Source organism: Sphingomonas hankookensis (assembly GCF_001619955.1).
Lineage (GTDB): Bacteria > Pseudomonadota > Alphaproteobacteria > Sphingomonadales > Sphingomonadaceae > Sphingomonas > Sphingomonas hankookensis_A.
Genome location: NZ_LQQO01000003.1, coordinates 95694 through 121493 on the forward strand (window position 1 = coordinate 95694; position 25800 = coordinate 121493).

The following is a 25800-nucleotide window of genomic DNA, read 5'->3' on the forward strand; positions in this document are numbered from 1 at the left end:
CACATGCCCCGGAAAGACGGCGCGGATAGCGTCGAACGGTCCTCGCGTCAACCACAAGGGTGCGGGTGCAACCCGTCCGCCCACGGCTGCGTTGTTACGGCAACGATTCGGATGATGACAAGCGTGGGAGACGGTGGATGCGCGGATTTCTGGGGTTGCTGGGCGTGGTAGTCCTGATCGTCGCGGGGCTGATGGCGTTCAACTTCATCAATATCGACCAGACGCAGCGCGCCGCCCTGCCGCAGGTGAAGGTGGAGGGCGGGCAGGCGCCCAAATTCGATGTCGAGGTCGGCAAGGTCGAGGTCGGCACGGTCAACCGTTCGGTCGAGGTCCCGGCGATCAAGGTCGAACGCCCCGCCGGCCAGTAACGGCTGGCTGCCGCCGCGCGGCGCTGGCATGGGGACGGGCATGTTCGACGCCACCCCGATGCGCCAGGCACTCGCCGCCGCCCGCGCCGCCGCCGATTCGGGCGAAGTGCCGGTCGGCGCGGTGGTGATGCAGGCGGGACGGGTCATCGCGACCGCCGCCAATGCCCCGCGCGCGCTCGCCGACCCCACCGCCCATGCCGAAATCCTCGCGATTCGCGCGGCGGCGCAGGCACTGGGCCGCGACCGGCTGGAGGATTGCGACCTATGGGTGACGTTGGAGCCGTGCGCGATGTGCGCCGGCGCCATCGCCCATGCCCGCATCGCCCGGCTCTATTATGGCGCGTCCGATCCCAAGGGCGGAGCGGTCGAACATGGCCCGCGCTTTTTCACGCAGCCGACCTGCCACCATCGTCCCGACATCTATCCGGGCATCGCCGAGGCCGAATCGGCAGCGCTGCTGCGCGACTTCTTCGCCGACCGCCGCGGGATTTGACCGCACGATATACGGATCATATATGGTTCGTATATCGGGAGGACGGCCATGGGTATCGTGAAGATCGACGACGCGCTGCACGAGGAAGTGCGGCGGGCGAGCGGGGTGTTGTGCCGCTCGATCAACGCACAGGCCGAATTCTGGATGACGATCGGCATGATCGCCGAGGCCAACCCCGACCTGTCGTTCAACGATATCGTCCGCACCCGCCTCGCCGCCGCGCAGGTCCGCGCGGTCGATGCGGTCGCCGCCTGACGTGGTGAAATCGCCCGCCGAACTCGAGCTGATGCGCGCCTCGGGGCGGTTGCTCGCCAGCGTGTTCGAGATGCTCGACCGGCGGAATTTCGCCGGCATGTCGACGATGGCGATCAACGGCATGGTCGAACGCTTCATCGTCGAGGACTGCGCAGCGCGCCCGGCGAGCAAGGGGCAGTACGGCTTTGCCTATGTCCTCAACAGCTCGATCAACGACGTCGTCTGTCACGGCGTGCCCGATGCTGCGGCGATCGTGCGCGACGGCGACATCATCAACCTCGACATCACCCTGGAGAAGGACGGCTTCATCGCCGATTCGTCCAAGACCTATATGATCGGCACGGTGACGCCGCAGGCGCGGCGGCTGGTACAGGCCGCGCAGGGCGCGATGTGGGCCGGCATCGCGCAGGTCCGCCCCGGCGCCCGGCTGGGCGATATCGGCGCGGCGATCGAACGCCATGCCAAGAAGCAGGGCTACAGCGTCGTACGCGAATATTGCGGCCACGGCATCGGCCGCGAGATGCACGAGGAACCCTCGGTCCTCAATTTCGGCCGCCCCGGCACCGGCGCGGTGCTGCAGGAGGGGATGACCTTCACCATCGAACCGATGGTCAACCAGGGGTCGCGCAAGCTGGTGCAGGAGGATGACGACTGGACCGTCGTCACCGCCGACGGGAAACTGTCCGCGCAGTTCGAACATACTGTCGCGGTGACCGCGACCGGCGTCGAGGTGCTGACGCTGCGCAGCGACGAAACGCCGCCGCGCCGGCGGTAATGGGCAGCCATAACCGTAGACAAGTCGTCACCCCGGACTTGATCCGGGGTCCCGCTTCTTACTTCGGTCAAAGGAAGTGGGACCCCGGGTCGAGCCGGGGTGACGAAGAAGGCGAATTTACCGTCCAATCAACGCAGCTGATCCTGCTCGATCGGCACGATCTTGATCTCGACACGGCGGTTTTCAGCGCGGCCTTCCTCGGTTTCGTTCGACGCGATCGGCTGGGTCTCGCCGAAACCGCGCGTGCCGATGCGGGCCGACTGCACCCCGCGCGAGGTCAGGTAGCTGGCGACCGAAGCGGCGCGGCGTTCCGACAGCGTCTGGTTGTACGCGTCCGATCCGGTCGAATCGGTGTGGCCGTACACGTCGATATAGGTCTGGTTGTAATCGCGCAGCACGTCGGCGACCTGGTCCAGCGTCGCACGGAACTGCGGCTGCACATTGGCGCTGTCATAGGCGAAGGTGATCCCCGCCGGCATGTTGAGCACGAGATCGTCGCCGCGCCGCGTCACTTCGACATCGGTGCCGGCGGTGCGGGCGCGCAGGTCGCGCTCCTGCTTGTCCATATAGGCACCGATGCCCGCCCCGGCGAGGCCGCCAATCCCTGCGCCCAGAATCTTCTCGGTCCGGTCGCGCCGGCCGCCGACCAGGTCGCCCAGCAGATAGCCGCCGACCGCGCCGCCGATCCCGCCGATCGCCGCGCGCGAGATGCTGCGCTCGCCGGTTTCCGGATCGGTCACGCACCCGCCGGTCAGCAGCGCCGCCGACAGTGCGCCCGCGATCCAGAATTTCGAGCCCTTCGCCATATTGTCCTCCAGCGTATCCGATTTCGGGTCTTGCCCGGAAAAACCGGGCAACGCGGTACTTGTTCCGCAGCCGTTTTGAACGGTTCCTGACTGACCGGGCGCGCTAATCGCAACGACCGGACGACTCGCCGGTTGTGCGCAGCGCGGCATTGCGGCATGGATGGGCCAGTTCAATGGAACCTCTCACACCCTTCCCCTGGTTCGACGTCGTCATCATCCTCGCGCTGGTGGCGTTGAACGGCGTGTTCGCCATGTCCGAACTCGCCATCGTTTCCGCGCGCAAGGCACGGCTGGAAGGCCTGGCGAAAGCGGGGGGCAGGGGCGCGCAGACCGCGATGCGGCTGGCCGACGATCCCGGCAAGTTCCTGTCGACCGTCCAGATCGGCATCACCTTGATCGGCATCCTGTCGGGCGCCTATTCGGGCGCAAGCCTCGGCGGGCCGGTCGGCGAGCGGCTGGTGCTGCTCGGCCTGCCCGAATCGCTGGCCGCCAATGTCGGCTTCGGCCTGGTCATCGGCGTCACGACCTTTGCCAGTCTGGTGATCGGCGAGCTGGTGCCCAAACAGTTCGCGCTGCGCAGTCCGGAGCCGATCGCGGTGCTGGTCGCGGTGCCGATGCTGTGGCTGTCGCGGATCACCGCGCCGTTCGTGTGGCTGCTCGACACGACCTCGGGCCTGATCTTCAATCTGCTGCGGATGAACCGCGAATCCGAAAACCGGGTGACGGCGGAGGAACTGCACCTGCTGGTCGCCGAAGCCAGCAAGTCGGGCGTGATCGAGGAGCATGAGCGCTCGATCATCTCGGGCGTCGTCCGCCTGGCGGACCGCCCGGTGCGCGAGGTGATGACGCCCAGGACCGAGGTCGAATGGCTCGACGTCACGCTCGACGATGCCGGCATCCGCGCGGCGATGGCGACGACGCCGCACACCCGCCTGCCGGTCGCCGAAGGATCGGTCGATGCGGTGATCGGCGTCGTGCAGGCGCGCGACATCGTCGCGGCGATCTGTCGCGGGGAGCCGCTCGACCTGCGCACGCTGCTGCACGAAGCGCCGGTGCTGCCCGATCAGGTCGACGCGATGGACGCGTTGCAGGCGATCCGCCGTGCGGCGGTGCCGATGGGCCTCGTCCATGACGAATATGGCCATTTCGAAGGCATCGTGACCCCCGCCGACCTGCTGCGCGCCATCGCCGGCGACTTCGCATCGGATGCGGAGGAAGGCGATCACCCGCATATCGTGCGGCGCGAGGACGGGTCGCTGCTGGTGTCGGGCCAGACGCCCGCCGACCAGCTGGCCGAACGCATCGGCATCGACCTGCCCGAAGACCGCGACTATGCGACCGTCGCCGGCCTCGCGCTCGCCGTGCTCAAGCATCTGCCCACCGAAGGCGAATATTTCACCGAACAGGGCTGGCGCTTCGAGATCGTCGACATGGACGGCCGCAAGATCGACAAGTTGCTGGTCGAGGAAGCGGCCTAGCAGCTGCCGGCGCGCCGGTTGACTCGACCGGGTGGCGGACCGATCATCGCCGCGGGGGGCTATCATGGCAGCACGATCTTTCGCGGCGCTCCGGCGCATGCCGGCACCGGCATGGCTGATGCTGGCGCTGGTCGCCGGCTTCGCGGCCGGGGCGCTGTCCGGCGGGAACGCCACGGCGCTGACGGCAGCCGGGCTGATCGGTGGGCTGTGGCTCGATGCGCTGCGCATGACGATCATCCCGCTGGTGTTCGCGCTGGTCGTAACCGGGGTCGCGCGGCTGCGCTCGGCGACCGGGGCCGAGGGTGCCGCGCTCGGCCGGCGCCTGCCGCTCGTGCTGATCGGCATGCTGTTCCTGTCGGCGATCGTCACCGCCATCGTCGCCCCGCTGCTGATCGACCGGTTCACGATCCCGCAGGACAGCATCGCCGCGCTGCGCACCATGGTCGCGGCAGAGGTCCCGCCGGTCGTGCCCGGCCCGGTCGAATCGATCCGCGCGATGGTCCCGACCAATCCGGTCGCCTCGGCCGCCTCGGGAGCGATCGTCCCGCTGGTCCTTTTCGCGCTGGTGCTGGGACTGGCGCTGGGCAAGGTCGAGGAAGGTCCGTCCGCCGCGCTGCTCCTCGCGCTCCGCGGCCTTGGCGATGCGATGATCGTGGTCATCGGCTGGGTGTTGCGCCTGGGTGCGCTCGGGATCGGGGCGCTTGCCTTTTCGGTCGGGGCGTCCGCGGGGGTGAGCGTGCTCGCGATCCTCGTGCAATATGTCGCCGCCTCGCTCGCGCTGTCGCTGCTGCTGATCGCGATCGGCTATGGGTTGATGCGGCTGGCCGGCGGCATTGGATTGTGGCGCTTCGCTCGCGCGGCGGCCCCGGCACAGGTGATCGCGGCGAGCACGCAATCGTCGCTCGCCACCTTGCCGGCGATGTTCCTCAGCGCGCGGGCGCTGGGCGTCGCCGACCGCGACGCGTCGGTCGCGCTGCCGATCGCGGTGGCAGTGTTCAAGATCACCGCGCCGTCGAACACGCTGTTGCTGGCGCTGACGCTCGCGTGGATGGGCGGGGTGCCGGTGTCGCCGCTTCAGGTCGCGATGGCGATCCCGCTGGCGGTGCTGTCCAGCCTGCTGATCCTCGGCCTGCCCGGCGCGGTCAGCACCTATGCCAGCGCGGCCCCGTCGGTCGTTGCGCTGGGCGCGCCGATCGAGCTGCTCCCCGTCCTCGTCGCGGTCGATGTCATCCCGGACATTGCGCGAACCGTCGCCAACGTCACCTACGACCTGATCGCGACCGTGATCGCCACGCGCGGGGGAACGACGGAGCAGGGGCTCTAAACAAATCCCAAGCGGCGCGCGCTACAGCTTCCCGAACTTCGCCTCGAACCCGGCGATATCGCCCGCCGCCAGGAACTGTGCCTGTTCGACCCAGCGATCCTTCGCCATGCGCGGGGCGAACATGCCCAGTTGCGCGGCGACGGCGTCGGCCTGCGCGGCATCCAGCCGGGCCAGCGTCGCGATATCGGGAATCCCCCGTTCGACCAGCATCGCCGCGACCTTCGGCCCCAGACCCTTCAGCCGGGTCAGGTCGGTGTCGCCCGCAACCGGAGCCGGCGGGGCGGTCACGACCGGGGCGGGCGGCACGACGGGGGCCGCCGCCGGTGCGGGCGGTGCGACCGACGTCGCGATCGGTTCCGCCGGCGCAGGCGCAACCGGCTCCGGCGTCCGATCCACCGGCGTGGCCGGCCGCTGCACGACCTCCGCCTCGCTGACCGGGGCATCGCCGCGCTCCAGATGCCCGGCATCCTCCAGCTCGCGCGACGCCTGCCGCCGGGCGCGGGCCAGCTTCATGCCGTACGCGATGCCGATGATCGTCACCACCGCCAGCACGGCGATCAGGACCAGATGCGCTGTCGTCAGCACGCCCAGGAAGCCGGGCGATTGCAGGGGGGAGGTGCTGTCCATCGTCTCAATCCTTCATCGCCGCTTCGCGCGCGACCTCGCGCCAGCCGATGTCGCGGCGGCAGAAGCCCGGAAAGTCGAGCGCATCGACCGAGCGGTACGCCGCTTCCTGCGCGGCGGTCACGGTCGCCCCCCGCGCGGTCACGGCCAGCACCCGGCCACCGGCGGTCACAACGCCTTCACCCGCCGAACGGGTTCCCGCATGGAACACGGTCGCGCCGGTCGCTTCCGCCGCGTCGATCCCGCCGATCGGCCGGCCCGTTTCCGGCGTGCCCGGATAGCCCGGCGCCGCCATCACCACCGTCAGCGCGGTATCGGCGCTGAACACCGGCGGCTCGACCTGCGCCAGCGTGCCCTGCGCAACCGCCAGCAGCACCGGCAACAGATCGCTGTCCAGCCGCGCCATCAACACCTGGCATTCGGGATCGCCGAACCGCGCATTATACTCGATCAGCTTCGGCCCACGCTCGGTCAGCATCAATCCGGCATAGAGCACCCCCGAATAGGGTGTGCCGCGCGCCGCCATCGCCGCCACGGTCGGCGCGACGATGGTGTCGATCGCCAGTTGCTCCAGCGCGGGCGTCAGTACCGGGGCGGGCGAATAGGCTCCCATGCCGCCGGTATTCGGACCCGTATCGCCGTCGCCGACCCGCTTGTGGTCCTGCGCCGACCCGAACGGCAGCAGCGACACGCCATCGGTCAGCACGAACAGGCTGGCTTCCTCGCCGGCCAGAAACTCCTCGATCACCGCCTCGCCGCCCGGCTTTTCGAAGATCGCGTGGAGCGCGGCCTCCGCCTCGGCACGATCCATCGCCACGGTCACGCCCTTGCCCGCGGCAAGGCCATCGGCCTTGATGACCACCGGCAGCGAGAAGGGGGAGAGCGCGGCGATCGCCTCGTCCAGCGCGGTCACGCGGACATAGCCGGCGGTCGGAATGTCCGCCTCGCGGCACAGATCCTTGGTATAGCCCTTCGACCCTTCCAGCTGCGCCGCTGCCGCCGATGGCCCGAACGTCGCGATGCCCGCGGCTCGCAGATCGTCGGCGAGTCCCGCGACCAGCGGCGCTTCCGGCCCGACCACCACCAGCTTGACCGCCCGTTCGACGCAGAACCGCACCACCGCGGCGTGATCGGTCACGTCCAGCGGCACCAGCGTCGCGACTTGCGCGATGCCGGGGTTGCCGGGCGCGGCATAAAGCGTATCGAGGAGCGGCGAGCGCGCCAGCTTCCACGCCAGCGCATGTTCGCGCCCACCCGATCCGATCAACAGGACATTCATGGACGATCGTTTCCCCGATTTTATGTCGAGCCGGCTCGTAGCCGAGCCGCGCGCGAACGACAACGCCGCGCCGGAAAGCGTCAGCGAACTCGCCGGCCGGCTGAAGCGCATGGTAGAGGGGGAGTTCGGTCGCGTCCGCCTGCGCGGCGAAATCTCGGGCTATAAGCGCGCTTCGTCGGGCCATGTCTACCTGGCGCTGAAGGACGATGCCGCACTGATCGACGGGGTGATGTGGCGCGGATCGGCCGGCCGCCTCGCCTTCACCCCGCAGGACGGCGTGGAGGTGATCGCGACCGGCAAGCTCACCACCTATCCCGGCCGCTCGCGCTACCAGATCGTGATCGACCATCTCGAACTGGCCGGCGAAGGCGCGCTGATGGCGCTGCTCGAAAAGCTTAAAGGTAAGCTGGCGGGCGAGGGGCTGTTCGACGCCGCGAAGAAGCGCCCGCTCCCCTATCTGCCGCGCACCATCGGCATCGTCACCTCGCCGACCGGCGCGGTGATCCGCGACATCCTCCACCGGCTGGAGGATCGCTGCCCGACCCATGTGCTCGTCTGGCCGGTCAAGGTGCAGGGCGAAGGCGCCGCAGCCGAGATCGCTGCGGCGGTGCGGGGGTTCGCGGCCCTTCCCGAGAGGCCGACCCTAGGTGAACCACAACCATACCCCCGCGCAGGCGGGGGGCCAGAGCCGGAAGCACCGACGTCCGTGGGTGAAACCCTGGACCCCCGCCTGCGCGGGGGGTCGACGGGGAGCGATGCTACCATCTACCGCCCCGACCTCCTGATCGTCGCCCGCGGTGGCGGCTCCATCGAGGACCTGTGGTGCTTCAACGAGGAAGTCGTCGTCCGCGCGGTCGCCGCCTCGCCGATCCCGGTCATCTCCGCCGTCGGCCACGAAACCGACACGACACTGTGCGACCACGCCGCCGACCTGCGCGCGCCGACGCCGACCGCCGCCGCCGAACTCGCCGTTCCCGTCCGCGCCGACCTCGCCCACACCATCGCCACCCTGTCGCTCCGCACCCAGCGTTGCGCGCGCCGCTATCACGACCGGGGCCGCGAGCAGCTGGCGGCGTTGGTCCGCGTGATGCCCCGCCGCGACGCGCTGCTGGGGCCGCAGCGTCAGCGGCTGGACGATGTCGCCGGCCGCCTGTCGCTCGCGCTCGAACGCCGCGTCGCGACGGCGCGCCGCAGCCTCGACCGCCACGGCCATGCGCTGCGCCCGGCCATGCTGACCCAGCGGCTGGCGCAGGCGCGGGCGAGTTTCGACGGCACCGCGCGCATGCTGGAACAGGTGAACCCCGACAATCTGCTGCAAAAGGGCTATGTCCGCGTCGTCGCGAAGGCGAACGGCAAGACGGTCGCCTCCGCCGCCGATGCCCGCACCGCCGGCGCGCTCCAGCTCCACTTCCGCGACGGCGTGCTCGACGCGAAGGTTGAGCGCTCCGGGGGCCGCGCCTATGTCGAACCCACGCAACCCACTTTGCTCTGACCCGGACCTGCCATGCTGAAACCCGAAAGCCGCCCCGCCAAGCTCCATTACCTCACCAACAATTTCCGGGTGCTGGCCGATGGCGATTTCGTGACCTGCGCCGTCACCGGCACGCGCATCCCGCTCGACGAGCTGCGCTATTGGAGCGCGGCGCGGCAGGAAGCCTATGTCGATGCCGAAGCCTCGACCAGGGCGCTCGCCCCACAATGATCGCCGCCGCCGCCCTGATCGCGGCGGCCCCCGCCGTCCTCGCGCTCGACGGCACGCCGGGGCAGGGGGCGGCGCTGACCGGCAGCGTGCCGCCGGGCACCACGCTGCAACTGGACGGCCAACCGGTCGCGGTCGCCGCCGATGGCCGCTTCCTGATCGCCTTCGACCGCGACGCCGGCCCCGCGGCCACGCTCCTCGCGACGCTCCCCGACGGCCAGCGCATCGTCCGTCCCCTGAGCGTCGCCCCCCGCGCATGGCGGATCGAGCGCCTGCCGACCCTGCCGCGCATTTCCCAACCCTCCGCCGAATTCCGGCGCCGCCGCGCCCCCGAACTGGCGCAGATCGAGGCCGCGCGCGACATGGCGACCGACGCGCAGGGCTGGCGGCAACGCTTCGTCTGGCCGGTCAGGGGCCGCATCTCCGGCCTGTTCGGGTCGCAGCGCATCTATGCCGGCGAACCCGGCGCCTATCATTCCGGCGTCGACGTCGCCCGCCCGACCGGCACGCCCGTCGCCGCGCCGGCCGATGGCGTCGTCATCCTCGCGGCGGCCGCGCCCTTCACGCTGGAGGGCAATCTGCTGATGATCGATCACGGCATGGGGCTGAACAGCGCGTTCCTCCATCTCTCGCGCATCGACGTGAAGCCCGGCGACCAGGTGCGGCAGGGGCAGGTGGTGGGCGCGATCGGCGCCACCGGCCGCGCCACCGGCCCGCACCTCCATTGGGGCATGAAGTGGCACGACGCGCGGATCGATCCGCTGCTGCTCGCCGGGCCGATGACGCCCTGACGGAACCGCCCGCGCCCACGAAACATTTCGCAACGGTATCAAAGGGGAACCCGATCATGCTGCGTGCCACCTTCCTGACCGCCATCGCCGCCACCGCGCTCGCCGGCTGCACCACCACCGGCTCCACCGACGCGCCCGCCGGCCGCACCGCCACCGCACCGCTGCGCACCGCAGCCGGGGCCGATGTCGGCACCGTCACCGCGACCGAGATGGCGGGCGGCATCCAGATCAGGATCGACGCGCGCGGCATGCCCGCCGGGCTGCACGGCGCGCATGTCCACGCGGTCGGCCGCTGCGACGCGCCCGACTTCACCACCGCCGGCGGCCACTGGAACCCCACGGCCAGGCAGCACGGCACCAGCAACCCCGCCGGCCCGCACGCCGGCGACGCGCCCAACCTGACCATCGGCGCGGACGGCAGCGGCTCGCTGACGATCATGCTACCGTCCGGCACGATGGACGGGCTGCTCGACACCGATGGCTCGGCCTTCGTGATCCATGCGCAGGCCGACGATTACAAGACCGACCCGTCGGGCAATTCGGGCGGCCGCATCGCCTGCGGCGTGTTCACCGCCGCCTGATTGCGGAAGGGGCCGGAGCGGAGCATAGCGGGTCCATGACCACGCGACGCTCCGTTCTGGCCGGCATGGCCGCCACCGCCACCTTGTCCGCCCTGCCAGCCCGTGCGCAGGCGTGGCGGACCTCGCTGATCGCCGGCACCTATGCCGGAAAGGGCGGGGCGGGCCTCTACACCCTCCCGGCCAGCAGCCGCAGCTGGCGCGTCGGCCCCGCCGATCCGGCGCTGACCAATGCCTCGTTCGGCGTCTCCCGCGGCGACATGCGCTATTTCGTCCGCGAATCCGCCGCTGGCCGGATGGTCGCCACCGACCGCACCGGCAAGATCCTCGCCGACCTGCCGAGCGGCGGTGACGATCCCTGCCACGTCGCCATCGCTCCGAACGGCGCGCTGCTCGCCGTCGCCAATTATTCCTCGGGCACGGTAGCACTCTACCCGCTCGCCGCCGGCATGCCGCAACCCCCGATCATCCGCCAGCACCGGGGCACCGGCCCGCGCGCCGATCGCCAGGCGGGGCCGCACGCGCACTGGGTCGGCTTCACGCCCGACAATCGCTTCCTGCATGCGGTCGATCTCGGCGCCGATGCGGTGTTCGTCTATCCGCTGTCGACCGGAGAGATCGCCGAACCGGCCATCGCATGGCGCGCCCCCGCCGGGGCCGGCCCGCGTCATCTGGCGTACCACCCGACGCTGCCGATCGCCTATGTCGTTACCGAACTCGCCAACACGCTCGTCACCCTCGACGCGCAGCTGGACGGCACGCTGAAGGACCGCGCCACCACCTCGCTGCTCCCGCCCGGCTGGCAGGGCACGTCGCAGGCGGCGCATATCGCGATCGACAGCGCCGGCCGCCGCCTCTACGCCTCGAACCGGGGGCATAACAGCATCGCCGTGTTCGACCTGGCCGAGGACGGCACCGCGACCCTCGCCCAGCATGTCGACTGCGGCGGCGACTGGCCGCGCTTCTTCCTGCTGCTCGAGGATAGCGGCCAGCTGCTCGTTGCCAACGAACGCAGCGGCGACGTCGCGCTGTTCGACGTGACCGTCGACGGCCCGGTCCGCCCGACGGCGGCGCGGATCAAGGTGCCGGGGGTGGTGTTCCTCGACCGGGCGTGACGTAGACATTGGTTCACGCGGAGGCGCGGAGGCGCGAAGAGGTTGCGCTTGCGGCGATCATTCCCGCGCCAGCGGGCTTTGCTCTGCGGTTCAGCGCAGGAAGACGTCTGCCGTTCGCGAGCGCTTCGCCCGGGTCGCAACCCCTCCGCGTCTCCGCGCCTCCGCGTGAACCCAATTCCTACCCCAACCGGTCCACTACCTCCGCCAACCGTTCGTCCAACACCCCCAGCATCGCGGTCCACCCGCCCAGCGCCTCCAGCTCGCCCGGCCCATCGGAAATGCCGCGCAACCCCATCACCGGCACCCCGAACCGCCCGCACGCGCGCAGCACTGCGAACGTCTCCATATCGACCATATCGGCATCGATGCCGTCATAGTCGCTGCCCCCGACGATATTCGCCCCGGTCGACAGTCTTGCCACCGGCCAGTCGATCGGCGTCGCCAGCGCCATCTCGGCGGGGTGGTCGGCAAAGGGCGTCACCCCCTTCGCCACGCCGATCCGCGTCGCATCCATGTCGCGCCACGACACGCTCGCGACCTGCCAGATCGACCCGAGCGGCAGCCTGCGCGACCCCGCCGACCCGATCGACACGACCAGATCGGGCAGCTCGGTCATCCCGGCCAGCGCCTGCGTGGTCCCGATCGCCGCTTCGACCGGCCCGACCCCGGTCATCAGCGGCACGAAGCGTTCAGCGAGGCAGGGTCCATATTCGTGGTCCGTCGCCATCACGAACAGCACCCGCCGTCCCCCGATTCGCATCACCTGCATCGCCATTCCCCTCTTCGACCGGCCGCGTGGTGGCGGCAGGGGCGGGCGCAGGCAAGGCTTTCCGCGCCGCATTCGCGTCCTGCTGCCGCTTGAACGCCCTGATGTTTGCGATCAGCATCGCATCGGTCTCTGCCTGCGTCGCTCGGTCCCAGCCACCGCTCCGCATCCGCCGGTCGTCGTCCTCGGCCCCCTGCGTCGCGCCCCGCGTCAGCAACAACCGCAACAACCCGTCCGAATAGCGCCGCCGATGCCCGACGATCTTGCCGCCATGCCAAACCGGCTCCTCCCACCCGTTGACCGCGCGTTCGAACGCCGCCTGTTCGATCGTCGGCGCGACCTTCGCCAGCGCCCGCCGCCACGCCCGGTCGAACGCCTCCGACCGCCGCCGCATCCGATAGGCGGAAGTGGTCGAAATCCGCGCCCGCGCACAGGCATCGCGCACGCACCCCGTCTCGCTCAGCGCCCGCAGAAACGCCCGCTGCCGCTGCGGCGTCCACCCGTCGTGCCGCACCCGATATGTCGCCATCGCCCCGCCCCTTCATCGTTCGAACGAACCATAATCTCTCGAAATTCGTGTAGGAAAGTTCCAAAAAGGATATGCGTCGACCGTCCTTGGCAAGGGGTGCGACGGCAGGAGCGGCCAACCCGCCCGGTCGATCCACGAACATCTGGGCGTCGGACCGATCTGCCCCTACGCTGCCCTGGCGAGGACGACGGAGCGACAGCATGGTCTTCACCCTGACCGACATACCGCGCGCGATGCGGCAGGAAGGTTGGCCGGTCGGCGCCGCCGTCATGGAGCGCTGGTTCGCCGCCGGGCCGGCACGCGCCGACCAGACCTGCCAACTGAATTTCCAGAGGATCGAATCCGCCTTGTTCGGCGATGTCGATGATTTCTACGCCGCGATCGGGCGGGGATCGGTCAAGATTGCGGTTGCCGGCGATGCCGTGCCGCTGCCCGCTGCCCGCATCCGCCTGACCATCGACGAAGTCGGCACCTATCTGCGCGACACCTATGATTTCAACGGGGATCAGATGCTTGGCAGCTGGGGTCCGACCGGCCTCAGCCGGGCGCGGTCATCGCACCGGATATTCAGGTGGTTCGGGAAACGGCCAGGAACGGCGGCAACGGCGTGTTCGCTCAGCGTTACTGGTCGGTAGGCAACGCGTCGTTCCGCGATTGGCGGAGCCATTATGGCCGGGGCGGCGACTTCACCATCTATAGCGGGATCGGCCGGCGCCGTCTGCTACGGCCGGTCATCATGGAGTTTGCCGCATGATCCGCCGACGCCATCGACGCATCGCGCTCGTCATCGCGCTGCTTCTCCTGCTGTCGTTCGCGCTCTACCTGCTCGGCGGCTCGACGCTGTACCGGCGTACGGCAGCCCCTGACGGGCGGGGCGTCGTCGAACTCTACACTCCGGCGCGGTGGCAGGCGTGGCGGACACGCGACTTCGAAATACCGGTCGTCGCGCGCTATATCGAGCCGGATGGCACGGTGATCGCATCGAACGCGCCCATCGAACTTTCGGGCAATGGCCGGCTCTACTGGGATGCCGATAGCGTCTCGATCGGCAGTACGGCCGTGTATGACCGCCGGACCCGTACATGGTCGGTAAAGGACTAGGTCCGCCAGATACCCCGTTCGCGGGAGCAGCAACGCCGCTCCCTCGTCGTTCGTCACTCCCGCGCAGGCGGGAGTCCATATACGCTGGCGGCGCGAGCCCAGCCGAAACGTCGGCGTCCGTGGATTCCGGCCGTTCGATGACGACATTCCCCGGTCATCGCCGAACATCGAAGCACCGCAGCACCCGCACTATCGCTATTGCAAAGCGAAAGCATTTATGATCTGATAAAGATCGCTTCTGCCGTCCCGAACGCGGATTCACCCACTTCCCCCGAAGGAACCCGGTTGCTAAGGGCCACCGGTACAGCTCGATAACCTACCCGCGGCGGCCATTCCGTCGACGGCCCCCGGCCGATCGATCCCGCCCGCGACCAACTGGGAAGGATCCGCATGACCGCCATTGGCCAGGACACGCTCGGCACCCGCGACACGCTCACTGTCGGCGGCAAGACCTATTCTTACTATTCGCTGGCCAAGGCGTCGGCCAAGCTCGGCGACGTGTCGCGGCTGCCCTTCTCGATGAAGGTGCTGCTGGAGAACATGCTCCGCTTCGAAGACGGCGTGACCGTGACCGGCGAAGATGCGCAGGCGATCGTCGACTGGCAGAAGGATGCCCGGTCGGACCGCGAAATCCAGTATCGCCCGGCGCGCGTGCTGATGCAGGACTTCACCGGCGTTCCCTGCGTCGTCGATCTGGCCGCGATGCGTGATGCGATCACCACGCTCGGCGGCGACGCGGGCAAGATCAACCCGCAGGTTCCCGTCCACCTCGTCATCGACCACTCGGTCATGGTCGACGAATTCGGCACGCCGACCGCGGCGGAAGAGAATGTCGAGCTGGAATATCAGCGCAACATCGAACGCTATGAGTTTCTCAAGTGGGGTTCGAAGGCGCTCGACAATTTCTCGGTCGTGCCGCCGGGCACCGGCATCTGCCATCAGGTCAACCTCGAATATGTCGCCCAGGCGGTGTGGTCGTCGGAATCGACCGACGGTTCGGGCACGATCGCCTACCCCGACACGCTGGTCGGCACCGACAGCCACACGACGATGGTCAATGGTCTGGGCGTGCTCGGCTGGGGCGTGGGCGGCATCGAAGCGGAAGCGGCGATGCTCGGCCAGCCGGTGTCGATGCTGATCCCCGAGGTCGTCGGCTTCAAGCTGACCGGCAAGCTGCAGGAAGGCATCACCGCCACCGACCTGGTGCTGACCGTCACGCAGATGCTGCGCGCCAAGGGCGTGGTCGGCCGTTTCGTCGAATTCTATGGCCCCGGCCTGTCGTCGATGACGCTCGCCGACCGTGCGACCATCGCCAACATGGCGCCGGAATATGGCGCGACCTGCGGCTTCTTCCCGGTCGATGACAAGACGATCGACTATATGCGCCTGACCGCGCGTCCCGAGGAAGTGATCGCGCTGACCGAAGCCTATGCCAAGGCCAACGGCTTCTGGCGCGACGAGAACGCCGTCGACCCGATCTTCACCGACACGCTCGAACTCGACATGTCGACCGTCGTGCCGTCGCTCGCCGGTCCCAAGCGTCCGCAGGACCGCGTCGAACTGCCCAGCGTCGACGACGTGTTCAACGGCGACCTGACCAAGGTGTACAAGAAGGACGCACCCGTCCGCGTCGCGGTCGAGGGTGAAGCCCATGACATCGGCGACGGCGACGTCGTCATCGCCGCGATCACCAGCTGCACCAACACCTCGAACCCGTCGGTGCTGGTCGCCGCCGGCCTCGTCGCGCGCAAGGCGAACAAGCTGGGCCTCAAGCCCAAGCCGTGGGTCAAGACCTCGCTGGCGCCCGGTAGCCAAGTCGTCACCGACTATCTCGACAAGGCGGGCCTGACCCAGGATCTCGACGCGGTCGGCTTCAACCTCGTCGGCTATGGCTGCACCACCTGCATCGGCAATTCGGGCCCGCTGGCCGCCCCGATCTCGGCGGCGATCAACGGCAACGACATCGTCGCCGCCTCGGTCCTGTCGGGCAACCGCAACTTCGAAGGCCGCGTGTCGGCCGATGTCCGCGCCAACTTCCTCGCCTCGCCGCCGCTCGTCGTGGCCTATGCGCTGAAGGGCACCGTGACCGAGGATATGGTGTCGACCCCGATCGGGCAGGGCTCGGACGGGCAGGACGTGTATCTGAAGGACATTTGGCCGTCGAACGAAGAGGTTGCCGACCTCATGGCCGCCAACATCGACGACGGCATGTTCCGTTCGCGCTATGGCAACGTCTATGCCGGTGACAAGCACTGGGCGGGCATCTCGGTCGAGGGCTCGGACACCTACAACTGGCCGACGGCGAGCACCTACATCGCCAATCCGCCCTATTTTCAGGGGCTTACGATGACGCCGAACCCGGTGGCCGACATCATCGAGGCAAAGCCGCTCGCGATCCTCGGCGATTCGATCACCACCGACCACATCTCGCCCGCCGGTTCGATCAAGGCGGACAGCCCTGCGGGTAAGTGGTTGATGGAGCGGCAGGTTTCGCGCGCCGACTTCAACAGCTACGGCGCCCGCCGCGGCAACGACAATGTCATGGTTCGCGGCACCTTCGCGAACATCCGCATCAAGAACGAAATGGTCCCCGGCGTCGAAGGCGGCATGAGCCGCTATGACGGCGAAGTCATGCCGATCTACGACGCGGCGATGCGCCACAAGGCCGACGGCACCCCGCTGGTCGTCATCGCCGGCAAGGAATATGGCACCGGCTCGTCGCGCGACTGGGCGGCGAAGGGCACCAACCTCTTGGGCGTCCGCGCGGTCATCACCGAGAGCTTCGAGCGTATCCACCGTTCGAACCTCGTCGGCATGGGCGTGCTGCCGCTGCAGTTCGCCGAAGGCGTAACCCGTCAGACCCTCGGCCTGACCGGCGACGAGACCTTCACGATCCAGGGCGTCGCCAACCTGCGCCCGCGTCAGGACGTGGAAGTCATCATGGTCCGCGCCGACGGCACGACCGAAACCTTCCTGACCAAGTGCCGGATCGATACCGTCAACGAACTGGAATATTTCCTGAACGGCGGCATCCTCCAGTACGTGCTGCGCAAGCTGGCCGCCTAAGCGGTCAAGCCCGACGGCCGACAAGGGCCGCGTCTCCCGACAAGGGAGGCGCGGCTCTTTTCGTTTGGCGGAGCGGCGGGCGTGAATGGCGGTCGGTGCGCTTGCCCGACCACACGGCATTCGGCACCTGTGCCGTCATATCAGGTGTACGGCGTTCGACCGGCGAAGCGTCTGGCGGGCTGTACCGATCGCCGCGGCGTCGGGACGGGGGACGAAACGGTCGCCGCCCGCTATTTCCGTCAGCTCGGCGCCCCGCCCGGCGCCGGCGCGGTCATCGAATTCCGCCAGCACGACCGCGACGGCATGCAGAACGAGGATGCATCGGGAAGCTACCGTACCACCTCGTCCGCCGCTGCCCTCCTCGATCGCTATCGCGCGGCATGCCGCCGGATCGGCCTTACCGTCCTGCCGACGGCCGAAACGCGGACCTATTATCCAGCCGCACTGTTCGACGGACCGGTCGTCGTCACCGTCACGCCGCAATGTGCCGGTTCGCGGTGCGACGTGTTCGCCGAGGTCGTCGGCTGATGACCGACCGTCAAGACCTGATACCCGTCGGGTGGGGTCCGCCTCGGGAAGCGCCGGGTGCCCTTCGAAAACATCGCGGCTGTCCTACAGCATCCCAACGATGCCATAAGCACTACCGCTCTTTCTCGATGTCGATTTGTCGGTCGCCAGCGGCAGCGCTTGGCGTATGACGCAAACAGCGCACTAGTGTGAACTTAGTGAACTTTGGACCACCGCCTCGCCCGGCGCGGCGACGACCGGGCGCTACGCCGTCGCCAGCGGTGCCGCCGGGACGGCCGGGCGGCTCTTGTGGAAAACCCGCTCGACATAGGTCCACAGCAGCGTCGCGATCACCGTCGAAATGCCCAGGATGAACGCGAAATAGGACAGCCGCTCGACCGCGAAATTGACCACGCCGATCCCCAGATTGGCTTCGAACCAAATTTCCTTCAGCTGGTCGGCGAGGATGCCGTGGCACAGATACAGGCTGTACGAGATCGCCCCGTAGAATTTGAGGATGCGATGGTCGAGGAAGCGGACCACCGCCGACTGCTGGTGCGTGACGATATGGCCGAGGATCACGCACACCGCGACCAGCTGCACGATCGGCTGCGCGAACAGCGTGATCGGGTTGCCGCTCAGCCACGCAGCCGGCATCGGCGCCAGCACCGCGCAGATCGCGAGCGCGACGACAAAGGCCGGGAAGCTTAGCAGGCCGCCGAACGACCGTCCCTCGCGCCACGACAGCGCCAGCCAGCCGCCGGCCGACGCCATCGAGAAGCCGACCAACGGGAGCCGATCGACGCTGAAGGCGGAGATCAGCCACGGCATCTGCCCCAGCGCCAGCGCAGCGACGAGCAGGATCACCGCCATTGCGCCCAGCAACGGGCGGTGCTGTTGGGACGGGGTCAGCAGCACCGCCGCCGCCGACAGGACGTAGAATTGCTGCTCGACCGCCAGCGTCCAGGTATAGCCGAACGCGCCCCATTCGCCGGTCCACAGGATCAGGTAGTTCTGGACATAGGCGATATAGGCCGGCGTGTGTTCCAGCGGCATCTGTCCGGTCGACACCAGCCAGGGCAGCGCGAACGCCAGCACGACATAATAGACCGGGCAGATCCGCGCGAACCGCCGCGTCCAGAAATTGCCGAGCGCGGTCCCGACCGCGATCTCGCGCCGCTCGATCGACCGCCGCGTATCGTACAGGATCGACAGGATCAGGAAGCCGCTGAGCGCAAAGAACAGGTTGACGGCATAGCCGCCGATCTGGGTCCGCCCGGCAACGGTGTGGCAGAACACGACGGCAATCGCTGCGATCGCCCGCAATCCGTCGAAACCGGCGATACGCTTGCCCAACGGATGTCCTTCCCGAATAACTTGTCCGCCGCCCTAGTCCGACTCGTCACGGCTTGGCAATCGGGCATCTCGCCGCTTCCGTACCGTTCCCAACGGTTTACGGCGCGCGTTCAGCCCCAATCCGGCACGATATGTGCGAAGCATCGGCCCCGCCGCGCGGCGGGGCGGGGCCGAGTGGTCACTTCTGACAGGCGACGATCGCCTCGATCACCGCCAGCGTTTCCTGCGGGTCGCGGATCTTGACCGTGTCCATGCCGGCAGCCTTGGGCGCATAGTCGTTGCCGCCGGGGAAGATCGCATCGCCGATGAACAGCATGGCGTCGGTGGCGATGCCGCTGATATCGGCCAGCTTGGCCAGACCGGTCGCCTTGTCGACGCCTTCCTTGGTGACGTCGATCGACGTCGCGCCGCCCATGTTGATCGACAGGCCCGGCAGGCGCTGTTTCAGGTCGGCTTGGATGATCTTGCGCTTCTCGAACTTGGGGTCCCAATGCTCCTTGGCGTCGATCGGTGCCTGCTGGCCCAGCGCCGAGAAGGTGATTTGGCTGCCGCGATCCTCGATCCGTTCGCCCCAGGTCTGTTCGGGAACGAAGCCGGTCGCCTCCAGCGCGGCGTCGAACGCCTCGAGAATCTTGGCCTTGGTGTCGTCGTCGAACAGGTCGGCATAGACCGTGTTCCAGCGGCCGTCGCCATAGGTGTACAGCTTGGTGCCGCTGGTCGGCATCATCCACAGCCGCGACAGGTCGGCGCGTTCGGGCAGGCGGGTCGCGACCTGCTTTTCGAACTGCGGCCAGTCGCCGCCCGAAATGATCGCGACATGCGCGACGCCGAGCAGGTCGGCCAGCGCCTCGCCCATGGCCTCGGTCAGCTGCTGCTTGCTTTCGGCCAGCGTTCCGTCGAGGTCGAAGGCTACCAGTTGCTTCATGTTCTACTCCGGCAGGATCGGCGCGGCGGTCGGGCCGCACCGGTAGGGGATTATTTCAGCGCTTCGACCAGCTTCTTGACGTCCTGGCTGCGTCCGCGCGGCAGGATCAGCAGGTCGTTGCCGCTGGCCACCACGATCAGGTCCGACACACCGACCATCGCCACGCGGATGCCGTCGCTGCGCACCAGGCAGTCATGGGTGTCGATCGCGATCACCTCGCCATGATGCACGTTGCCGCCGTCGTCATGGGTGCTGATCGCGTGCAGCGCATCCCAGCTGCCAAGGTCGTTCCAGCCCATCGCGACCGGCACGACGACGACCCGCTCGGCCTTTTCCATCACCGCATAGTCGATCGACTGCGACGGCGCGCGGGCGAACTCGGCGGCATCGGGGGCGATGCGGTTGCCGTCCTGCGTCGCCTGTTGCATCGCCTGTTCGCACGCGGCCAGCATGGTCGGTTCGTGCTGGCCCAATTCCGCCAGATAGCGGTCGGCACGGAACAGGAAGATGCCGCCGTTCCACACATGGTCGCCGGCCGCCAGCATCGCCTGTGCCGCGTCCAGCGGCGGCTTCTCGACGAAGCGCGCGACCCGGTGCACGCCCTCGGCGATCGCCTCGCCCGCCTGGATCCAGCCATAGCCGGTCTCGGGCGCGTCGGGCGAAATGCCGAAGGTCGCGAGCCAGCCTTCCTGCACCTTGGGCAGCGCGCGGCGCACCGCGTCGTGAAAGGCATCGACATCGGCGATGACATGGTCCGACGGCATGACGAGCAGAATGGCATCCCCGCCACCCGCCGCCAGGGCGGCAAGGGCGATCGCCGGGGCGGTATTGCGCCCGGCGGGTTCGAGGATGATCGCACTGGGCGAGGACTTGATGACGCGCAACTGGGCGTCGATCATGTCGGCGTGCCGCCGGTTGGCGACGACGATCGGGGCGTCGAAGCCGTCACCGATGGCGCGCTGCGCGGTCAGCTGCAACATGGTCGATTCGGCAGTCAGCGCCAGCATCTGCTTGGGCGTTTCCGGCGTCGACATGGGCCACAGGCGCGTACCGGATCCGCCGGACAGGATCACGGGAACGATCTTGGACATGGTAGAACTTTCCTGCGTGAAAGGGACAATAGATATCGGGATGCGCGTAACGACTGGATCGGGTCGGCCGCATCGGTTCGGGTCAGCGTCCGCCCCCCTTGCGCGTCAGCGCCGCGACGCAGCTCGCGCGGTCGATCGGCGCGCCGGTGCGCTGGCGGGCGTCGACGTGACGCACCACCGGGACACCGCCTTGCTGGGGGGCATAGAGATAGGCGTCGAGGACGCAGATATTCGATCCGAACTGCAGCTTGCGGCCGGCGCCTTCGGTCAGGTCGAGCAGGGGCTGGCCGAGCAGCTGGGTCAGGGCATTGGCATTCTGGCCCATGACCCGTTCGAGGCCGATCGTGCCATAGCTTGGCGTCGGCGGTGCGGGCAGGGCGTTCTGACGAACGACGGGACCGGGCGTGGCACAGGCGGAAACGGTCAGCGCCAAGGCTACGCCGATCCCAACGCTACGCATTCCCACCCCCTTATCTACGGCGACGATGAAACCCATGCGTCGCCATCGCGGCGCCGATCAGCGGCGCAACGAAATTCACAAACGGTATCAACAGCAATCCGGTTCCCACGAGTCCCAGAAGAAACCGCCGCCCGCCGCTGGCGGAACGTTCGGCGGCCATCGCCGGGGGCGGCAAATGGCGCGCCGCGACCATGTCCGACAGGTCGCGCCCCAGCAGCCATCCATTGACGACGAAGAACACCGCCGCCGTCCCGATGCCCGTCGCCAGCAACAGCAGGTAGAGCGGCACGAAGAACAGGTTCACCAGCACCGTCCGCACCACCGACTTGCCACTCATCGCCAGCGACCGGCCAAGCGGGACGGGCCGTGCGCTCGCCAGCGCGGCGGGATAATGTTTCGCCTCGACCGCTTCGACCACCTCGTCGGCGAACAGGCCGATGACGGCGATCGCGACGACGCGGAACAGCAGCCACGCGAGGCCGATCGCCGCGATCCCGGCGGCGATCGCCGCCAGCGCGCCGGCATCGTCGCCCATCACGAACCAGTCCGCCACCGCCCAATGCGCCCCCCACGCGAGCCCGGCACCGACCAGTGCCAGCAGGACCAGGGTGAGCGCCAGCGATTTCGCCAGCACCCGCAGGAACGCACGGTCGCCAAGCTGCGCGACGGACAGGAAAAAGCTCTCGATCATGCACCCGACGATGGTGGCGCGCAGAGGGCGCGTCAACGCCCGACCGGACTGCCGCTTGCTAGCGCGCGCGCCGCTGGCTAACGCCCGAACCAATGTCCGCGCGACGTCGCCGGGCGATATTCTTCGGAGACCTTGATTGACCCAGCCCACGCTCGACGTCGTTGCGATCGGCAACGCCATCGTCGATATCCTTGCCCAGTCCGACGACGCGTTCCTTGCAGCGGAGGGCATGACCAAGGGGTCGATGCAGCTCGTCTTCTCGCCGGCCGATGCCGACGCGCTCTATGCCAAGATGGGCCCGGGCCGCGAAGTGTCGGGCGGGTCGGCCGCGAACACCGTTGCCGGCATCGCCGCGCTGGGCGGCAAGACCGGCTTCATCGGGCAGGTCGCCGACGATCAGCTGGGGGCGGTATTCGCGCATGACATCCGCGCCGCCGGCGTCCGCTTCGACACCGCTGTGCGTGCGGGCGAGCCGGCGACCGCGCGCTGCATGATCTTCGTCACGCCCGATGGGCAGCGCACGATGAACACCTTTCTCGGCGCGTCGCAGTTCCTGCCCGAAGCGGCGCTGGATGCCGACCTGATCGCCAGCGGCGCGATCCTGTATCTCGAAGGCTATCTGTGGGACCCGGAAGAGCCGCGCGCCGCGATGCGCGCCGGCATCCGCATCGCACGCGATGCCGGGCGCAAGGTCGCCTTCACCCTGTCGGACACCTTCTGCATCTCGCGCCACGGCGACGACTTCCGCGCGCTGATCGCCGAGGGGCAGGTCGACATCCTCTTCGCCAACGAGAACGAGCTGCTCGCGCTGGCGAAGGTCGAGGACTTCGACGCGGCGGTGGACAAGATCGCCGGCCAGGTGCCGGTGCTGGTCGTCACGCGCGGCGAACATGGCGCCATCGCGGTGACCGAAGGCCAGCGGACCAGCGTGCCCGCGCAGCCGATCGAGCGCGTGGTCGACACGACCGGCGCGGGCGACCTGTTCGCCGCCGGCTTCCTGCACGGCCAGTCGCACGGCTATGACATCGAACGCTCGCTGAAGCTCGGTGCGCTGTGCGCCGCCGAGATCATCTCGCACTATGGGGCGCGTCCCGAGGTCGACCTGACGAAGCTGATGGCCGACAAGCTGGACGGCTGATCCGCCCATCCATCACCGACAAAAAGAAAGGGCCGGGGAAGCGATTCCCCGGCCCTTCCTGTATCGAAGCGTCGTTGCCGATCAGTCCTTGGGACCGCCCGGCAGCGGCGGCACCGGCAGGGGCGGAACGCCCGCATCGTCCTCATGGGTGTCGACGATGCCGCGGCCGACATGGCTGCGCGAGCGGCTATAGCCGAAATACACCAGCAGCCCGAAGAACGCCCAGCCGAAGAACAGCGCCAGCGTGTAGAAGGACAGGCTGAAGAACAGGTAGATGCAGCCGGCGACCGCCAGCGGAGCGACGACCATGACCGCCGGGGTGCGGAACGGACGGCGACGGTTCGGATCGGTCTTGCGCAGCACCAGCACCGCGATCGCGACCATGGCGAACGCGAACAGCGTGCCCGAGTTCGAGATATCGGCCAGCGCCCCGACCGGGAACAGTGCGGCGAAGAAGGCGACGAACACGCCGGTGATGATCGTCACCACATGCGGCGTGCCGTATTTCGGGTGCACCTTCGACAGCTTGGCCGGGAGCAGACCGTCACGGCTCATCACGAAGAAGATGCGTGTCTGGCCGAACATCATCATCAGCACGACGCTGGGCAGCGCCAGCCCGGCGGCGAGGCCGATCAGGTTGCCGACCTGCTGCCAGCCGATCTCGCGCAGCGTCCATGCCAGCGCTTCCTTCGAGCAGACGACGGCCTGGCTGCCGATATTGGCGCAGGCGGCGGCCAGTTCGGTGCTGCCCGGCGCGATGCCCTTGCCCGCGGCATCGACCAGCGGCTGCGCGCCGACCGTGCCGATGACGCCGGCAGCGACGAGGATGTAGAAGATGGTGCAGATGGCAAGGCTGCCGATCAGGCCGATCGGCATGTTGCGTTGCGGGTTCTTCGTCTCCTCGGCCGCGGTCGACACCGCGTCGAACCCGACATATGCGAAGAAGATCGACGCGGCGGCGGCGGAAATGCCGCCGAAGCCCAACGGCGCGAACGGCTCGAAATTCTTCGACTGCATCACCGGCAGCGCCAGCGCGCAGAACAGGATCAGCGCACCGATCTTCACCGCGACGAGGATCGCGTTGATGAACGCCGATTCCTTGGTCCCGATCACCAGCAGCCAGGTGACGAGCAGCGCGATGATGAAGGCAGGCACGTTGATGATGCCGCCATCGATCGGGCCGAGCGTCAGCGCGGTGGGCAGGTCGATACCGGCAAATTCCCTGAGCAACCCGACGAAATAGCCCGACCAGCCGACCGATACGGCACCGGCGGCGACCGCATATTCTAGCACCAGCGCCCAGCCGACCATCCAGGCCAGCATCTCGCCCATGACGGCATAGCTGTAGGTATAGGCCGATCCCGATACCGGGACCATCGACGACATTTCGGCGTAGCACAGGGCGGCGACCGCGCAGACGAGGCCGGCGATGATGAACGAGATCATCATGCCTGGTCCCGCCTTCTGCGCGGCTTCGGCGGTCAGAACGAAGATGCCGGTGCCGATGATGGCGCCGACGCCCAGCATGGTCAGCTGGAACGCACCCAGGGTGCGGGTAAGCGATTTCTTCTCTGCGGTCGCAAGGATCGCATCGAGTGGCTTGATACGGCCAAAAATCATGCAGGCCCCCCAAACGCGGCGCCTTCTTGCGGGGCCGCGAGATTACAAAGGCGTAAACCTACCCGCAAATCCGCCCCGCGCAATTCCTTTCGTGCAATAAAGCTGTCCTATCGCGCCAGCATCGGTCCCAGCGGCGCGCCGCCGAACAGATGGACGTGCAGGTGCGGCACCTCCTGTCCGCCATGTCCGCCGATATTGGCGAGCAGGCGATAGCCCGGTTCGACCAGCCCATGCTCGCGCGCGACATGGCCCACGGCGCGGACGAATCCTGCGATTTCGGCATCGGGTGCGCGGGCGGAAAAATCGTCCCACGACACATAAGCGCCCTTGGGGATCACCAGCACATGCACCGGCGCCTGCGGGGCGATATCATGAAAGGCGAGGGCATGTTCGTCCTCATATACCCGCTTGGCCGGTATCTCCCCGCGCAGGATGCGGGCGAAGATATTGTCGGCGTCATAGGGCTGGGTCGCGTCGATCGGCATGGACTTACTCCTTGGGACGGGACGCTTTTTCAGCGATGCCCGACAGCCCGTCGCGGCGGGTCAGTTCAGCGCGGACATCGTCCAGCGCGATGCCCTGGGTCTGCAGCAGCAGCGTCAGGTGGAATATCAGGTCTGCGGCCTCGCCGATCAGCCCGGCGCGGTCGTTGCCGCACGCCGCGATGACGCATTCGACCGCTTCCTCGCCGACCTTCTGCGCGATCTTCGCCGTGCCGCGCGCGTGCAGCTTCGCGACATAGGATTGGGTGGGATCGCCGCCGATCCGGCTGGCGATCACCGATTCGAGCCGGTCGAAGGCGTCCATGTCAGTCCCTGTTCCTGCGTTGCCGATTGCGGATCGCCCGCCGCGCCAGCACCACCATGAAGACGAAGGCGACGAACGTCGCGACGTCGGAAAAGGCAAAGCCTTCGCGGGGCGGCGCAATGCCCGAATGGGCGGCGAGGGCGGTAGTGGCCATGGGG

At 68.1% G+C, this 25800-nt stretch carries 31 protein-coding genes; 17 read left to right on the plus strand and 14 right to left on the minus strand.

The window, feature by feature from the left end; all coding sequences use genetic code 11:
• The first annotated feature begins 137 nt into the window (after positions 1 to 137).
• The 4 genes from AVT10_RS03710 to map are packed head-to-tail and all read left to right on the plus strand — an operon-like array spanning position 138 to position 1891.
• Positions 138 to 368: a hypothetical protein gene (locus tag AVT10_RS03710; RefSeq protein ID WP_055791532.1), complete on the plus strand. Its 231-nt coding sequence runs from the start codon at positions 138 to 140 to the stop codon at positions 366 to 368.
• A gap of 58 nt (positions 369 to 426) precedes the next feature.
• Positions 427 to 861, plus strand: a complete 435-nt coding sequence (locus tag AVT10_RS03715; protein WP_066688605.1) for a nucleoside deaminase — start codon at positions 427 to 429, stop codon at positions 859 to 861.
• A 48-nt stretch (positions 862 to 909) separates the two neighbouring features.
• A complete protein-coding gene (locus AVT10_RS03720; protein ID WP_066688503.1) occupies positions 910 to 1116 on the plus strand; it encodes a ParD-like family protein in 207 nt (68 codons plus the stop codon).
• Between the two features lies 1 nt (position 1117).
• The gene (gene map, locus AVT10_RS03725) at positions 1118 to 1891 is read left to right on the plus strand and encodes a type I methionyl aminopeptidase (RefSeq protein ID WP_066688505.1); all 774 of its coding nucleotides are present in this window, start codon (positions 1118 to 1120) and stop codon (positions 1889 to 1891) included.
• Between the two features lie 128 nt (positions 1892 to 2019).
• Here map and AVT10_RS03730 read toward each other — a convergent pair whose 3' ends face one another.
• Complete coding sequence (locus tag AVT10_RS03730; protein ID WP_066688507.1) at positions 2020 to 2697, minus strand: OmpA family protein; 678 nt, start codon at positions 2695 to 2697, stop codon at positions 2020 to 2022.
• 173 nt (positions 2698 to 2870) lie between these two features.
• Between AVT10_RS03730 and AVT10_RS03735 the strand changes: the two genes are divergently transcribed.
• Together AVT10_RS03735 and AVT10_RS03740 are read left to right on the plus strand one after the other, a co-directional pair.
• Positions 2871 to 4175 carry a hemolysin family protein gene (locus AVT10_RS03735; protein WP_066688509.1) on the plus strand — a complete coding sequence of 435 codons (1305 nt, stop codon included), beginning with the start codon at positions 2871 to 2873 and terminating at the stop codon, positions 4173 to 4175.
• Positions 4176 to 4239: 64 nt separating this feature from the next.
• Entirely contained in the window at positions 4240 to 5499 is a 1260-nt protein-coding gene (locus tag AVT10_RS03740; protein WP_084401306.1) for a dicarboxylate/amino acid:cation symporter, read from the plus strand.
• A gap of 21 nt (positions 5500 to 5520) precedes the next feature.
• Here AVT10_RS03740 and AVT10_RS03745 read toward each other — a convergent pair whose 3' ends face one another.
• Together AVT10_RS03745 and purD are read right to left on the minus strand one after the other, a co-directional pair.
• Positions 5521 to 6126 carry a hypothetical protein gene (locus AVT10_RS03745; protein ID WP_066688513.1) on the minus strand — a complete coding sequence of 202 codons (606 nt, stop codon included), beginning with the start codon at positions 6124 to 6126 and terminating at the stop codon, positions 5521 to 5523.
• A 4-nt stretch (positions 6127 to 6130) separates the two neighbouring features.
• A complete protein-coding gene (gene purD / locus AVT10_RS03750) occupies positions 6131 to 7402 on the minus strand; it encodes a phosphoribosylamine--glycine ligase (RefSeq protein WP_066688516.1) in 1272 nt (423 codons plus the stop codon).
• Here purD and xseA point away from each other — a divergent pair.
• From xseA to AVT10_RS03775, 5 genes are read left to right on the plus strand one after another with little or no spacing between them, the layout of a single operon-like run.
• Positions 7401 to 8894, plus strand: a complete 1494-nt coding sequence (gene xseA, locus AVT10_RS03755) for an exodeoxyribonuclease VII large subunit (RefSeq protein ID WP_066688518.1) — start codon at positions 7401 to 7403, stop codon at positions 8892 to 8894. The two genes, purD and xseA, sit on opposite strands and share 2 nt — an antisense overlap.
• Positions 8895 to 8906: 12 nt before the next feature.
• Entirely contained in the window at positions 8907 to 9104 is a 198-nt protein-coding gene (locus tag AVT10_RS03760; protein ID WP_066688522.1) for a DUF2093 domain-containing protein, read from the plus strand.
• Positions 9101 to 9892 (plus strand): M23 family metallopeptidase, encoded by a 792-nt coding sequence (locus AVT10_RS03765; RefSeq protein WP_066688524.1) that lies wholly within the window; start codon positions 9101 to 9103, stop codon positions 9890 to 9892. Before AVT10_RS03760 ends, AVT10_RS03765 begins: the two co-directional genes overlap by 4 nt.
• 56 nt (positions 9893 to 9948) lie before the next feature.
• Positions 9949 to 10473, plus strand: coding sequence for a superoxide dismutase family protein (locus tag AVT10_RS03770; protein WP_066688525.1), 525 nt, complete (start codon positions 9949 to 9951; stop codon positions 10471 to 10473).
• Between the two features lie 35 nt (positions 10474 to 10508).
• Positions 10509 to 11585, plus strand: a complete 1077-nt coding sequence (locus tag AVT10_RS03775) for a lactonase family protein (RefSeq protein WP_066688526.1) — start codon at positions 10509 to 10511, stop codon at positions 11583 to 11585.
• A gap of 178 nt (positions 11586 to 11763) precedes the next feature.
• Here the strand turns inward: AVT10_RS03775 and AVT10_RS03780 are convergent, their stop codons facing one another.
• Positions 11764 to 12360 carry a 5'-methylthioadenosine/S-adenosylhomocysteine nucleosidase gene (locus AVT10_RS03780; RefSeq protein WP_066688530.1) on the minus strand — a complete coding sequence of 199 codons (597 nt, stop codon included), beginning with the start codon at positions 12358 to 12360 and terminating at the stop codon, positions 11764 to 11766.
• Positions 12275 to 12880 (minus strand): hypothetical protein, encoded by a 606-nt coding sequence (locus AVT10_RS03785; RefSeq protein WP_066688531.1) that lies wholly within the window; start codon positions 12878 to 12880, stop codon positions 12275 to 12277. The genes AVT10_RS03780 and AVT10_RS03785 overlap by 86 nt, the downstream gene beginning before the upstream one ends.
• A gap of 200 nt (positions 12881 to 13080) precedes the next feature.
• Here AVT10_RS03785 and AVT10_RS03790 point away from each other — a divergent pair, with 200 nt between their 5' ends.
• From AVT10_RS03790 to AVT10_RS03805, 5 genes are all read left to right on the plus strand, one after another.
• Positions 13081 to 13515, plus strand: a complete 435-nt coding sequence (locus AVT10_RS03790; protein WP_066688533.1) for a DUF6402 family protein — start codon at positions 13081 to 13083, stop codon at positions 13513 to 13515.
• Complete coding sequence (locus tag AVT10_RS18925; RefSeq protein ID WP_420038492.1) at positions 13488 to 13634, plus strand: DUF6402 family protein; 147 nt, start codon at positions 13488 to 13490, stop codon at positions 13632 to 13634. Before AVT10_RS03790 ends, AVT10_RS18925 begins: the two co-directional genes overlap by 28 nt.
• Positions 13631 to 13981 carry a hypothetical protein gene (locus tag AVT10_RS03795; protein WP_066688535.1) on the plus strand — a complete coding sequence of 117 codons (351 nt, stop codon included), beginning with the start codon at positions 13631 to 13633 and terminating at the stop codon, positions 13979 to 13981. Before AVT10_RS18925 ends, AVT10_RS03795 begins: the two co-directional genes overlap by 4 nt.
• 390 nt (positions 13982 to 14371) lie before the next feature.
• A complete protein-coding gene (gene acnA, locus AVT10_RS03800) occupies positions 14372 to 17047 on the plus strand; it encodes an aconitate hydratase AcnA (protein ID WP_066688536.1) in 2676 nt (891 codons plus the stop codon).
• A gap of 129 nt (positions 17048 to 17176) precedes the next feature.
• Positions 17177 to 17575, plus strand: coding sequence for a hypothetical protein (locus AVT10_RS03805; protein ID WP_126013114.1), 399 nt, complete (start codon positions 17177 to 17179; stop codon positions 17573 to 17575).
• A 243-nt stretch (positions 17576 to 17818) separates the two neighbouring features.
• Here the strand turns inward: AVT10_RS03805 and AVT10_RS03810 are convergent, their stop codons facing one another.
• From AVT10_RS03810 to AVT10_RS03830, 5 genes are all read right to left on the minus strand, one after another.
• Positions 17819 to 18910 carry an acyltransferase family protein gene (locus AVT10_RS03810; protein WP_066688540.1) on the minus strand — a complete coding sequence of 364 codons (1092 nt, stop codon included), beginning with the start codon at positions 18908 to 18910 and terminating at the stop codon, positions 17819 to 17821.
• Between the two features lie 178 nt (positions 18911 to 19088).
• Positions 19089 to 19835, minus strand: a complete 747-nt coding sequence (locus AVT10_RS03815) for an HAD-IIB family hydrolase (RefSeq protein ID WP_066688542.1) — start codon at positions 19833 to 19835, stop codon at positions 19089 to 19091.
• Between the two features lie 50 nt (positions 19836 to 19885).
• Positions 19886 to 20926 carry a mannose-1-phosphate guanylyltransferase/mannose-6-phosphate isomerase gene (locus AVT10_RS03820; RefSeq protein WP_084401309.1) on the minus strand — a complete coding sequence of 347 codons (1041 nt, stop codon included), beginning with the start codon at positions 20924 to 20926 and terminating at the stop codon, positions 19886 to 19888.
• An 82-nt stretch (positions 20927 to 21008) separates the two neighbouring features.
• A complete protein-coding gene (locus AVT10_RS03825) occupies positions 21009 to 21386 on the minus strand; it encodes a hypothetical protein (protein ID WP_066688543.1) in 378 nt (125 codons plus the stop codon).
• A 10-nt stretch (positions 21387 to 21396) separates the two neighbouring features.
• On the minus strand, positions 21397 to 22077 hold the full coding sequence (locus AVT10_RS03830; RefSeq protein ID WP_066688548.1) for an EI24 domain-containing protein: 681 nt from the start codon (positions 22075 to 22077) through the stop codon (positions 21397 to 21399).
• Between the two features lie 136 nt (positions 22078 to 22213).
• Here AVT10_RS03830 and AVT10_RS03835 point away from each other — a divergent pair, with 136 nt between their 5' ends.
• Complete coding sequence (locus AVT10_RS03835) at positions 22214 to 23215, plus strand: adenosine kinase (RefSeq protein WP_066688550.1); 1002 nt, start codon at positions 22214 to 22216, stop codon at positions 23213 to 23215.
• A gap of 81 nt (positions 23216 to 23296) precedes the next feature.
• Here AVT10_RS03835 and AVT10_RS03840 read toward each other — a convergent pair whose 3' ends face one another.
• The 4 genes from AVT10_RS03840 to AVT10_RS18075 all read right to left on the minus strand — a co-directional run bounded on the left by AVT10_RS03840 (position 23297) and on the right by AVT10_RS18075 (position 25796).
• Positions 23297 to 24835: an amino acid permease gene (locus AVT10_RS03840; protein WP_066688552.1), complete on the minus strand. Its 1539-nt coding sequence runs from the start codon at positions 24833 to 24835 to the stop codon at positions 23297 to 23299.
• Positions 24836 to 24942: 107 nt separating this feature from the next.
• Complete coding sequence (locus tag AVT10_RS03845) at positions 24943 to 25320, minus strand: histidine triad nucleotide-binding protein (protein WP_066688553.1); 378 nt, start codon at positions 25318 to 25320, stop codon at positions 24943 to 24945.
• 4 nt (positions 25321 to 25324) lie between these two features.
• Positions 25325 to 25642, minus strand: a complete 318-nt coding sequence (locus AVT10_RS03850; protein WP_066688555.1) for a phosphoribosyl-ATP diphosphatase — start codon at positions 25640 to 25642, stop codon at positions 25325 to 25327.
• 1 nt (position 25643) lies between these two features.
• Positions 25644 to 25796 carry a hypothetical protein gene (locus AVT10_RS18075; RefSeq protein WP_157092676.1) on the minus strand — a complete coding sequence of 51 codons (153 nt, stop codon included), beginning with the start codon at positions 25794 to 25796 and terminating at the stop codon, positions 25644 to 25646.
• Between the last annotated feature and the right edge of the window lie 4 nt (positions 25797 to 25800).